Annotated in this window: 10 protein-coding genes; 6 read left to right on the top strand and 4 right to left on the bottom strand. The window is 36.9% G+C overall.

What is annotated here, in order from left to right; translation table 11 throughout:
- Positions 1-47: 47 nt before the first annotated feature.
- Positions 48-1298, bottom strand: a complete 1251-nt coding sequence (gene srmB, locus DWA31_RS02910) for an ATP-dependent RNA helicase SrmB (protein WP_114325172.1) — start codon at positions 1296-1298, stop codon at positions 48-50.
- Between the two features lie 117 nt (positions 1299-1415).
- The gene (gene fldB, locus DWA31_RS02905) at positions 1416-1931 is read right to left on the bottom strand and encodes a flavodoxin FldB (protein ID WP_114325171.1); all 516 of its coding nucleotides are present in this window, start codon (positions 1929-1931) and stop codon (positions 1416-1418) included.
- Between the two features lie 486 nt (positions 1932-2417).
- On the opposite strand from fldB, the gene dsbC reads away from it, so the two are divergent.
- Together dsbC and recJ are read left to right on the top strand one after the other, a co-directional pair.
- On the top strand, positions 2418-3221 hold the full coding sequence (dsbC, locus tag DWA31_RS02895; RefSeq protein ID WP_114325169.1) for a bifunctional protein-disulfide isomerase/oxidoreductase DsbC: 804 nt from the start codon (positions 2418-2420) through the stop codon (positions 3219-3221).
- A gap of 33 nt (positions 3222-3254) precedes the next feature.
- Entirely contained in the window at positions 3255-5027 is a 1773-nt protein-coding gene (gene recJ, locus DWA31_RS02890; RefSeq protein ID WP_114325168.1) for a single-stranded-DNA-specific exonuclease RecJ, read from the top strand.
- A 251-nt stretch (positions 5028-5278) separates the two neighbouring features.
- Here recJ and phbB read toward each other — a convergent pair whose 3' ends face one another.
- Positions 5279-6001, bottom strand: a complete 723-nt coding sequence (gene phbB / locus DWA31_RS02885; protein WP_114325167.1) for an acetoacetyl-CoA reductase — start codon at positions 5999-6001, stop codon at positions 5279-5281.
- A 427-nt stretch (positions 6002-6428) separates the two neighbouring features.
- Here phbB and DWA31_RS02880 point away from each other — a divergent pair, with 427 nt between their 5' ends.
- A complete protein-coding gene (locus tag DWA31_RS02880; RefSeq protein ID WP_114325166.1) occupies positions 6429-7205 on the top strand; it encodes a 3-hydroxybutyrate dehydrogenase in 777 nt (258 codons plus the stop codon).
- Positions 7206-7293: 88 nt separating this feature from the next.
- Here DWA31_RS02880 and DWA31_RS02875 read toward each other — a convergent pair whose 3' ends face one another.
- Positions 7294-8511, bottom strand: coding sequence for a polyhydroxyalkanoate depolymerase (locus DWA31_RS02875; RefSeq protein ID WP_114325165.1), 1218 nt, complete (start codon positions 8509-8511; stop codon positions 7294-7296).
- A gap of 499 nt (positions 8512-9010) precedes the next feature.
- On the opposite strand from DWA31_RS02875, the gene DWA31_RS02865 reads away from it, so the two are divergent.
- The 3 genes from DWA31_RS02865 to phaP all read left to right on the top strand — a co-directional run bounded on the left by DWA31_RS02865 (position 9011) and on the right by phaP (position 12252).
- Complete coding sequence (locus DWA31_RS02865; RefSeq protein ID WP_114325163.1) at positions 9011-10786, top strand: PHA/PHB synthase family protein; 1776 nt, start codon at positions 9011-9013, stop codon at positions 10784-10786.
- A gap of 189 nt (positions 10787-10975) precedes the next feature.
- Positions 10976-11413, top strand: coding sequence for a polyhydroxyalkanoate synthesis repressor PhaR (gene phaR, locus DWA31_RS02860; protein ID WP_342766944.1), 438 nt, complete (start codon positions 10976-10978; stop codon positions 11411-11413).
- A gap of 104 nt (positions 11414-11517) precedes the next feature.
- On the top strand, positions 11518-12252 hold the full coding sequence (gene phaP, locus DWA31_RS02855) for a TIGR01841 family phasin (RefSeq protein WP_114325161.1): 735 nt from the start codon (positions 11518-11520) through the stop codon (positions 12250-12252).
- Positions 12253-12786: the final 534 nt, after the last annotated feature.

The raw sequence follows: 12786 nt of genomic DNA, 5'->3' as shown, positions 1-12786 counted from the left end.
TGCCAACAATATGAAGTGTTGGCATTAGTCTACAATTTCATTGATTACTATTTAGCTTTCGATTTTTTTACTTTCTTCTTTGACTGTTTTTTTGCTTTCGCTTTTTTTTGTGCGGTGGATAATTTTACTTTCGCTTTTTTATTCGCAACGCGTGATTCTTTGTGCTTTGGTCGTAATTCATCGATAACGCGACGTTGTAATCGTTCATCCTGATAACGCTCTATTTTACCAACAACCATCATGTCATGCGCTTCAGCTAATGATATTGCGGTACCTTTTAAACCCGCACGGCCAGTACGCCCAATACGGTGAATATAAATATCAACCTTGCGCGGCAGATCAAAATTAATTACATGGGTTATGTCATCAATATCTAAACCGCGAGCGGCAACATCAGTAGCGACCAGTATTTTTATGCCACCACTTTTGAAACGTGAAATTGATTTATTACGTTTGTCTTGTGGCATTTTTCCTTCAAGCCAAACACACGGTAATTCTTCGCTGTATAATTTACCTGACAAATATTGCACGGTTTCACGTTTATTAGCAAAAACAACAGTGCGGTCTACACCTTCTTGTTTCAATATATTGACTAACAACTTAAATTTATGTTCGGCATTATCAGCTAGATGTAACCACTGATGAATTTTGGCTTTTTCTTTTCTAGAGGGAGATGACTCTAAAAACTCTGGTTCAGTTAATACCTCTTTAGCAAAACGAATAACCCCTGCGCCTTCTAATGTGGCAGAAAACAGCATGGTTTGTTTACGCCAACGAGCTTCACCAACAATACGATTAATAGCTTCACTAAAGCCCATGTCTAACATGCGATCGGCTTCATCAAGTACTAAAATTTCAATTTCACGCGCGTCAAATTGCTCATTTTCAATGTATTCTAATAAACGACCCGGTGTGGCAACTAATATATCGGTAGTACTATTTAAAATATCATCATGACTTCCGTAATTTACGCCGCCAGTAATTACGCCGGTTTTAATTTTAGTTAACTTGTTTATTTGCTCACTGTCTTGGCCAATTTGAATAGCCAGTTCGCGTGTTGGTGTTAATATTAGTACGCGAGGAAACCCAGGCTGCGTACGAGGATAATCAAGTAAGTGTTGAGCAATAGGTAACAAAAATGCGGCTGTTTTACCTGTGCCTGTTGGCGCAGAGGCAAGAATGTCTTTTCCTAGCATTGCTTGGGGAATAACCAATTCTTGAATAGAGGTTGGTTTTTTATAGCCAAGTTCTTTAATACTGGCTAATAATTCTGAGTCGAGATCAAATTGCTCAAACATAAGGGATTTTCACTAAGTTGGGAGTTTTCTACAGTTGGCGGCAATTATAGTGGTTTTAAAGACTGCTGTAACCATTTTATCGCGTTACTCGAAATGATTAACGCGCAACTTGATATCTTACCTTTCACTGTACTCAATTAAAACTTGTTCACACCATTGATCAATACGATCTTCACTGAGATCATATTGATTATCTTCATCAAGCGATAAGCCAACAAAATGTTTATTGTCTTCAGTTAATGCTTTTGATGCTGCAAATTCATATCCTTTATTTGGCCAATAACCAATCAGTTGTGCGCCTTGTGCTATTACCTGCTCATGTAACATACCCAATGCGTCTTGAAACCAATCGGTGTAACCTATTTGGTCACCCATCCCATATAAAGCAACAGTTTTTCCGCTCAGGTCTAAGGTATTAATATCGAGCCAAATAGATTCCCAGTCTTCTTGGATTTGGCCATAATCCCAAGTTGAAATACCGAGAATAATAAAGTCATAATCAAGACAATTAGCAAGCGCAACCTCTTTGATATTGTGAAGTTCAACTAGATCATCGCCTATGACGGCTTGAATTTTCTCAGCTGCGATTTCTGTATAACATGTGGTAGAGCCGTAGAATAAACCAATTTTCATGAAAGTGTGCCTAAAAACAATGGAAGTACATAATTACTAGAGATTTTAACAAAATCATTTAGTACAATTCAATTTAATGTTGAAAAATTGCCGAAACGACTGTAACTTCATCGTTATTAAAACGGTCAATACTATTAATACATACCCGTTCCACTTGAATATGCATGATTCAGCTGGAATTAGAAACGTTTTTAGGCAATGCATTGATTGAAGAGAATGGTTGTTCCCTTGTCGAAATCAATAAAGCAGTATACAGCGTTTCTAAACCAGCCCCTTGGGGAAGGCTGAGCAAATCATACTCTGCGTTACATTTCTTTTTAAGGACGCTACATGGACGTAGCTTATTAGAGAATGCAGGAGCACATTCTCCTGAATAACCCTTAATAAAAAAATGTGCCTTGGTTATGAATCGCTCAGACTTCCTGAAACGAGCATATTCAAGTGGAGCGGGTATATAGTCGTTAACTGAAAATTTAGGAATAAAGTATGTTTAAAAATGTTTTGATTGTTTGTATTTTGGTTATTACTGCAATGAGTGTTTTCTTATTTATCAATGAGCAAGCAGTTGCGAACATTTCACAAGTACCAAGTAGTATAGCTAAGCCACCTGAATTAGATCCCACACAATTAAATATCGATTCCCTAAAAGCAAAAATTAAAACTAAGTTAGGGTTAACTGTGGTCAAAGTTGAAAAAACGCCTGTTCCTGGGATTGCTTTATTGATAACAGATCAAGGCTTATATTACTCAAGTTATAATGGCGATTACTTTATTCAAGGTAAGGTTTATAGCTTAATAACTGATGTAACTGATATAGCGGAACAAAGTTTAGTTAAAATGCGCTTGGAAGGCATGGAAAAGTTTAAAGACGACATGATTGTTTATAAAGCCAAAGATGAAAAATATGTCGTGACGGTTTTTACTGATATCACGTGTGGCTATTGTCGTAAAATGCACAAACAAATGGATGATTATAATGCGCGTGGTATCACATTTCGTTACTTAGCTTATCCTCGCTCTGGTATTAAAGACCGTCTAGGTAATTATACTGATGGTTTTAAAGACTTACGCTCAGTATGGTGTAGTGATGATCCTATTGCAGCAATGACCGATGCTAAAAATAGTAAAGGCATTGGTTATCGTGTCTGTGATAATCCGATTGAAGGTCAGTATAAATTTGGCCGTCAAGTGGGTGTTAATGGCACCCCTGCTATTATTTTATCAACGGGTATGATGGTACCGGGTTATCAACCTCCTGCTCAATTAGAGCAATTATTACAAACTCTTTAAGTTATTAAATTAAGCCGTTTAAATAAATTATCTATGAATAAACAAATTATCCGCCGTAAAAAGATGCTTACTGAGCACTTGCCAAATACCATACCTGAAAGTATTCGACAAATTTATGCTAGTAGAGGCGTAGAGTCTGCACAGCAACTTGAGCTAAAGGTTGGTAATTTACAAGGCCTTAATTTACAAAAAAATCGTAAAGATGATTATGCTTTAAAAGGGTTAGATGATGCTTGTCAGTTATTACATGCGGCCTTAATTAATAGTACAAATATTATTATCGTAGGTGACTTTGATGCTGATGGTGCAACTAGCACTGCTTTGATGATGGAAGCGTTAACTTCAATGGGTTGTGTTAATCATTCTTTTTTAGTGCCGAATCGGTTTGAATATGGTTATGGTTTAACGCCCGAAATAGTTGATATAGCCGCTAAGCAAGGCGCACAAATGTTAGTAACTGTTGATAACGGTATTAGTTGTGTTGCTGGCGTGAATCGCGCTAAAGAGCTGGGTTTACAAGTGCTTGTCACTGATCATCATTTACCCGGCCATGAGCTACCTCAGGCTGATGCCATTGTTAATCCCAATCAAGTCGGTTGTCCATTTCCTAGTAAATCCCTTGCGGGCGTAGGTGTTGCATTTTATTTGATGTTATCACTAAGAAGTTACCTTAGAGACAAAAGCTATTTTGTTGAGCGCAATATTATCGAACCCAATATTGCACAATTACTTGATTTAGTCGCCTTAGGTACGGTAGCTGATGTGGTGTCACTTGATGCTAATAATCGTATATTAGTTGACCAAGGTCTAAAACGCATTCGAGCAGGTCAAACTCGTCCTGGCATTCAAGCGCTAATAGAAGTAGCCAAGAAAAATCAACAGCGCTTAGTTGCTTCAGATTTTGGCTTTGCTTTAGGACCAAGAATCAATGCTGCAGGGCGTTTAGATGATATGTCGTACGGTATTAATTGCTTATTAGCGCCTGATTTAGCGAGTGCTCGTGTTATGGCCTCTGATCTTGATGATTTAAATAAAGCGCGCCGCGAAATAGAGCAGGGTATGCAAGCTGAGGCTGAAACCATTTTTAAACAGCTTAATTTTTCAGTAGAAAATTTACCCAATGCTATCGCCTTATATCAACAAGACTGGCATCAAGGTGTTATTGGTATTGTTGCCGGACGGTTAAAAGAAAAATTCCATCGTCCCTGTATTGTTTTTGCTAAAGGTAGCGACGATGACTCAATTAATGTTGAGCAGCAAGAAATTAAAGGCTCAGCTCGTTCCATTCCTGGTTTACATATTCGTGACTTGTTGGAGCGTATTGACAGTCAACACCCTAACCTTATCCTCAAATTCGGTGGTCATGCCATGGCGGCTGGCTTGTCAATCAAGCAGCAAGATTTTGAAAAGTTTCAAACTTTGTTTAATGACTTGGCAGGCAAGTGGCTCAAAGCAGAAGATTTACAAAGTTTTATCTTATCAGATGGTGAACTGGCACTTGATAATTTAACACTAACGTTTGCCGAGCAATTACGAGAGGCAGGCCCTTGGGGACAAAACTTCCCTGAGCCGTTATTTGATGACACCTTTATATTGGTGCAACAACGTATTGTTGGCGAAAAACACCTTAAACTGATGGTAGAAAAGCAGGGTGAAGTCTTTGATGGTATCGCCTTTAATATAGATGTAAAGGCCTGGCCTAATACTCAAGCAAAACGGGTACATTTAGCTTATCGATTAGATGTTAACGAGTTTCGCGGTAAACGCACGGTGCAGTTAATGGTAGACAATATGACTGTTGCTTAGCAGCTTACCAACTGAAAGTTAATAGGATCTGATACAAGTACAAGCTGTAGATTTAAATATATTGGCAAATCCGCTTGAAATTTAAACACGCCTTTAGTCATTTAGTCATAAAGCTGAAAATAGAGCATTCATTGCGCTAGGTATTGGGTTTACTGATTACATAGCTAAGTTTTGATTAGTTAATAAAAAAAACGTAGATGATTACTCATCTACGTTAAGAATATAAAAGTTATCATGCGATACTTTTATATTTAGTACATGTGCTGACCACCATTAATAGATAATGTAGAGCCAGTACAAAAACCTGCTTCATCAGCCACTAAAAACAATACTGAACGAGCAATATCTTCTGGTTCGCCTAAACGTCCTACAGGTATTGTTTTAACAATTTTTGCTAAAACGTCTGCAGGTACAGCGCGAACCATATCCGTTGCAACATAACCTGGTGCAATCGCATTTACCGTAATACCTTTGCCTGCGCCTTCTTGAGCTAATGCTTTGGTAAAACCATGGATACCAGATTTAGCCGCTGCATAATTCACTTGTCCATATTGGCCAGCTTGACCATTAACTGAACCTATATTTACAATACGACCAAATGAACGATCTCTCATACCTTCAATAACAGCACGAGAGGTATTGAAACAAGAGGATAAGTTAGTTTGAATAACTGCATTCCACTTATCAAAGCTCATTCTGTGCATAGTACCATCTCTTGTTATACCTGCATTGTTTACAAGTACTTCGATTGGACCTACATCAGATTCTATATCGCTTATCGCTTTAGTCACAGCTTCAAAATTGCCAACATCAAATTTAGAAGTTTGAATACCTGTTCGCTCTGTAAACTCTTTAGCTGCTTCATCATTACCAGCATAGTTTGCGACAACAGTATAACCGTTCTCTTTCAACATAACGCTAATCGATTCGCCTATACCACGTGTTCCGCCTGTTACTAATGCAATGCGTCCCATATTTTTACTCCTTGATGTATTTAATATTTATTATATATACCTGCTCTACTTCCAGCTGAATCATACATCTTCAAGTGGAGCGGGTATAGGTATTTAGAAGCTTCATATGTTTTGAGCTTTCCTGTTCGATATTCATCATATATCAAGCTGAATCATTCACCTATTAAACTAAAGTATTACTTTTGTGGTTTTTTTGTTCTTTTTTATTTATATCTTGTTTTTTTATTTGATTGGTACTTGGTTAATGTATATGTCTTTTTTATATTATATATGTTTGTTTTGGTGTGTATTGAGCTATTGGAGTTAAAAATTATACTCTTAAGATAAAAGTTGAAGTGTTTAGTTAACATTAGCAAGCTATCGTTATATTCTGTTAAAATACAATCAATCAATCAATCAATCAATCAATCAACTAATGGAATGAAAAATGACACATAAAAAAACAGCTTTAGTAACGGGTTCTGTCAGTGGTATAGGCTTAGGAATAGCTAAAGATTTAGCTAAGCAAGGTTACAAAGTTCTTATTACTGATATTAATTTAGCTGTGGCTCAAGAGGTAGCTCAAAGTATTAATCAGTCGGGGGGAGATGCGCTAGCGTTTAAACTTGATGTCACAGTGCAAGCTGATATTGATAATGTTATAGCCCATGCTGATGAATTTAATAACCGCATCGATGTTTTAGTAAATAATGCCGGTATTCAATATGTTTCTAAATTAGAGGAGTTTCCAGCAGATAAATGGCAATTGATTACTAATGTATTATTAGTCGGCCCAGCAATGATGACCAAAGCAGTACTACCTTTAATGAGGTCTAATAATTTTGGTCGTATTATTAATATTGGCTCTTTACATGGTTTAGTTGCATCTCCATTCAAAAGTGCTTATGTAGCAGCCAAACATGGCATTATCGGATTTTCTAAAGTTATTGCGTTAGAAACAGGTGATCAAGATATAACTATTAATACAATTTGCCCAGCCTATGTAAAAACTCCATTAGTTGAGAAACAAATTGCAGATACGGCTAAAGAACACGGTATTACTGAAGAAGAAGTTGTTAATAATATTATGTTGGCGCCAATGCCGAAAAAAGCGTTTATTGATATAGAAGAAATATGTGGTTCAGTAAGTTATTTAGCGAGTGACGTAGCTAAAAATATGACAGGACAAACCATGGTATTAGATGGTGGTTGGGTAGCAAGATAGTCGAGTATAAATGATAAAAAAAAGTAGATTTGATAAAACAAATCTACTTTTTTTATTTTCTTTTTAAACTATTTTTCTCACAAGAAAACTAGTTATGTTTTTGAATAAAGTCAGCAATACTAGGGGCTATTCTGTTTCTAAAAGCAGAACCACTAAAGGTTCCAAAATGACCTACACCTTCAAAAACTTGATCTAATTTGTTTTCATCTGGAATACCAGAACATAAAGCATGTGCAGCTTGGGTTTGGCCTATAGAACAAATATCATCATTTTGCCCTTCAATAGTATGTAATGCTGTATCAGTTATTACTGATAAATCAACAAGTTCACCATGGTAAGTCATTTTACCATTAGCTAAATCGTGATTTATAAAAACACGATCAAGAGTTTCTAAATAGAATTCACCATTAAGGTCTAATACAGATAAATATTCATCATAAAAGTTACGGTGACTGGTAGACTCTTCTTCTTTTCCATGAAAAACATCGCCAAAATAATCCTTATGTTTCTTTATATGACTTTCCATATTCATTGCAATAAAAGAGCTTAATTGAATAAAACCAGGATATACTTTTCTACCTGCGCCAGGGTAGCGATTAGGCACTGTCATAACAACGTTATTTTCAAACCAGCTTAAATCTTTACTATTGGCATATTTGTTAAGTTCGTTAGGATTGATACTTGTATCAATAGGGCCTGCTACTATGGTAAGAGATTTAGGTGTAGCAGGATCTTTTTCTTTAGCCAATACAGCGGTTGCTATTAGCGCCTGAACCGCAGGTTGGCAAACGGCCAATACATGGGTGTTTTCGCCGATTTCTTTCATAAAATCGACCACGTAAGTTACATAATCATCAAAATTAAACTCACCTTCAGATAAAGGAACATTTTTAGCGTCCAGCCAATCAGTAATGTAAACATCATGGTCGGCAATTAAACGTTCTATTGTTGCTTTCAACAATGTTGCATGATGACCTGAAAGTGGAGCAACCACAAATAGTTTAGGTTGTTGAACCTTAGTATCTTGTTTGAAGTGAATTAAATTACAAAAAGGTTTTTTTAAAATAACCTGTTCGTCAATGTTAACCGTTTCACCATCAATTGTTGTTGTTTTAATGTCGAAAGGTTGTTTGTCGTAAACTTTAGTGTGATGGAAGGCGCTATCAAGCCCCGCACTGATGCTTTTACCCAGAAAGGTCTTTGCATAAGGGTTGTAGGGATTATTAATTAATGTTTGACCCAACGCGATAAAACCATTCATCATTTCGGCGGAGCGACTATATAGATCGTAACTTTGATACATCATGCGTTTTATCCTTCAGATAAATTTTCAACTTGTATTACCCTGCGTATTGAGCTTAAAATGTTTACAAGCGGTCAATACACCAACATTACAGGCTGATTCGTTTACATTAGAGTTAGCTAAGGTTAAAGTTTTATTTTTAGGCTTAGCTAAGGTTCCTATTATATTACATCTTATTGCGGTGCAGCATGTAGATTTTAAGCGAGTATACCTAGTGAATTCAGATTGGTCAATAATTCTTTGCTGCACTGCGTCAATAATGATTATATCTATAGTATTACTACATACAGGCATTCACTATATGTTAATCTTTAAGCCTGATGCAATGCTGCTAAAGTAGATATTTTTCAAATAAGTTTGTATCTTATTGTTATTGTTTGTACTTTATTGTTATTGTTTGCAAATTGTTGACTAATGATTTTTATCAAAACATTTCAATTTTTAAATTTGGGTTGCTTTAAAGGCAAATAGATTATAACCACATTATTTACAAGGATATATTATGGAATCGAGTGAGCAGAAAGAAGTCGCTGATTTTTTAGAGCAATACTCAGAGATATTTAACACCATGGTTAAACAGGTTTTAAGTGATTCTGATAAAGAAAGTTTAACTTCAATGTTGGATTCAGAAAAGCTAACTGAACTTTTATCTAAAGGGGTAAAAGTTGATACAGCCATGTTATTGAATAAACAGATGGCTTTTATGAATCAGCAAGCTGAGCTTTGGCAAAATGCGACTAAAGCATTACTCGGTTCAAAAGTTGACCCGAAAGTTGACCCAGTGGTGACTGAGGAACGTAGTGATAAACGGTTTAAAGACAGTGAATGGTCTGAAAACCCTGTTTTTAACTATTTAAAACAGTCTTACCTTTTAAATTCTACCATGATGCAAGACACCGTTAATAGTTTGCATTTCGATGATCCTAAAGCTGAAGAGCAAGTTAAGTTCTATACTAGACAATATATTAGTTCTGTTTCTCCAAGTAATAATGCATTAACGAACCCAGAGGTTTGTCGGGACATCTTAGACTCTAAAGGCGAGAACCTCATCAAGGGGTTGCAAAACTTTATGCAAGACTTGCAAAAAAGCCCTGCTGATGCCCTTAAGATCAACCAAACTGACGTTGATGCTTTTACTTTAGGGGAAGACTTAGCTTACACCCCAGGTGATGTAATTTACCAAAATGACTTAATTCAACTTATACAGTACAAAGCAACCACTAAAAAAGTCAATGAAGTCCCGTTACTGATTATTCCACCTTTTATTAATAAATATTATGTCTTGGACATGGATGAACAAAAATCGCTGATAAAATGGGCTGTAGGCCAGGGCCATACTGTATTTGTCATTTCATGGATAAATCCTGACAAGACACTTTCTCATAAAGGCTTTAATGACTATATGAAAGAAGGGCCAATCGCCTCACTTGATGTTATTGAAGAATTAACTAAATCGAGCAAAGTAAATGTTGTTGGTTATTGCATCGGTGGAACGCTGTTAGCAACAACCCAATCATACTTATTGGCAAAAGGTGATACTAGAATAAACTCATTGACCTTTTTAACAACATTATTAGATTTTGAAGAGCCGGGTGAAATAGGCGTTTATCTTTCTGAGAAAATGTTACCTTTCTTGAAAAAGGATATTAAAGAAAAAGGCATATTAGATGGTCGTGTGCTTGGTTTAGCGTTTAGCATGCTACGTGAAAATAGCCTGTTTTGGTCGTACTTTGTTAATAATTACCTCAAGGGTAAAGATCCTGCGCCGTTTGATATTTTATACTGGAACAGTGATTCATCAAACTTACCAGCGGAAACCTTTGATTTTTATATGACAAATACCTATCAACATAATAACTTGATAAAAGATGGCGCTGTTGAAGTTGAAGGCGTCCCTATTGAACTAAGTAAAATTGATACGCCAAGTTATTTCTTAGCTACAATTGCCGATCATATTGTTTTGTGGCAAGCATCGTACAAAGGAGCTAAAGCGCTTTCTGGACCTACAAGGTTCGTTTTAGCGGGCTCTGGTCATTTAGCTGGTGTAATTAACTCAGTGGATCACGGTAAGTATCCACATTGGGTTAATGATGAGCTTTCTGACTCTGCTGAACATTGGTTTGAAAGTTCAACCAAAAAAGAAGGTTCTTGGTGGACCGATTGGGAAGAATGGGTTGTTCCTCAATCAGGTAAGCAAGTAACAGCACGTAAACAAGGCTCTAAAAAGTATGCAAGTATTGAAGCAGCCCCTGGCAGCTACGTTAGAAAACGTATTTAGCATATTTAACAGGTAATAGTCCTATTTTTTGGTGTTTTCTTGTTAAGTAAATAGTTCAGATGAAAGGCGACCAGAAAGGTCGCTTTTTTTATAGTCAGTATGTCTGTTATACTAAACGTTAAGATTACTTCCTCTAATTCATCTAAATTGTGAGTAGAACGTTTAAGTAAAATTAATAACCAACCGAGGTTGCCGTTGATCAAAATTAAAAGATATCCAAACCGCCGTCTTTATGACACTTCACAGAGTCATTATGTAAATTTGGATTATATTCGAGAATTAGTTATAGCTAATCAAGAATTTCAAATAGTTGACTCAAAAACAGATGAAGATAAAACGCGTAGTATTTTAATTCAAATTATAAGTGAAGAAGAAACCAGTGAGCGTCAATCGTTATTAACCAACACCTTATTAAAACGGTTGATATGTTTTTATGGCAATGATAATCAAGATTATCTACAAGAGTTTCTTGAGCAAAGTATGTCTGCTTTTATTGAACATCAAGATGATATTTTAAAGCTAAGTAGTGGTATTAATAAAAATTCTCCATTTGGTTTGTTTAGCAGTATTGTTGAACAAAATATGAATATGTGGAATAAATTTAAGACTCCAGGGGATAAAAAGTAAGCTTTTGTTGCGGTGCAACAAAATAAAGGTTGACTCCACACTGAAAAATTGGTTAAATTCTCACCAAGCAATGCTGCTAAGCAGCAAAATTTTAGGAGAAGTGCATGTTTAATCAATTTTCAGAGTTATTTCAGACCTCATTAAAAAATCCAATTGATAAATTGGTCGAATTAAATATATCAACAGCAAGTACTGTTGCACATCAACAAGGATTGCTCATTGCAAGTTTGATTGATGACAGTCTTTCATTTAGCCGAAATATTTCTGCAACTACAGACGTTACTAATTTGGTTGCAGAACAATCAAAATTTAGTGCTGATGTGCAGAGCCAATTGACTGAAGCTATAAAAGAAACATCTGAAACCCTTACCAAGGCGAAAAAAGATGCTGAAGTTATTCTTAGCGACTCTTTTTCAGTACTTTCAACTCAAACGACTCAGCCTGTAGTTGAAAATCAACCGATTGCACCAAAAGTTGAAGTGAAAGCCGCACCAAAAGCAGCAGTGAAAGCCGCGCCAAAAGCAGCAGTGAAAGCCGCGCCAAAAGCAGCAGTGAAAACCGCGCCAAAAGCAGCAGTGAAAGCCGCGCCAAAAGCAGCAGTGAAAGCCGCACCAAAAGCAGCAGTGAAAGCCGCACCAAAAGCAGCAGTGAAAGCCGCACCAAAAGCAGCAGTGAAAGCCGCGCCAAAAGCAGCAGTGAAAGCCGTGCCAAAGGCTGAAGTGAAAGCAGCACCAAAAGTTGAAGTGAAAGCAGCACCAAAAGTTGAAGTGAAAGCAGCACCAAAAGCTGAAGTGAAAGCAGCACCAAAAGCTGAAGTGAAAGCAGCACCAAAAAAGTAGTTAATCTTTTATGAATGATAAAGCCTTCAATTTTTGAAGGCTTTTTTGTTTGCCCAGCGAAGCTGGCAAACCCGATAGGCTGAAAGAAGCCTTATCACCCCGACTAAGGGGAAGATAATCTGAATGGCAAGGGCGTCACTGGCTAACGGTGGGGTCTGAAGGAAGCCATAAGAAGTTAGAGGTACACAACTAACCGTAACCTGCTTCGGCGGTATTGGTGGGTAAGCGTCCAAAATAGCGCGAAGCCCAATACTTAGTCAGACCAATGCTGTGTTTGAGGGTGGAATTTCTAACAGGGAACTAGTGCAGTAACTGGGGAAGCCTGGCATTGTATCCAATCAAAATGATTTGATCAAAAATGGTTGGACGTATTATTCAAGAGGTGACTCAAGAGTATTACGAGTGTGAGGTGGCAGATGAACCCGTAGTAGTGAGTAAGGCTAGGCCGATGAAAGCCAGTAATGGTGTGGAGGATAAAACCAAGCCGACTGTCAACACTGTGTTTGACAGAGTCAATTTAAGCCACAAGCTTTC

Source organism: Candidatus Colwellia aromaticivorans (assembly GCF_003333305.1).
Classification (GTDB): Bacteria; Pseudomonadota; Gammaproteobacteria; order Enterobacterales; family Alteromonadaceae; genus Colwellia; species Colwellia aromaticivorans.
This window is presented reverse-complemented; position numbering and strand designations above follow the sequence as displayed.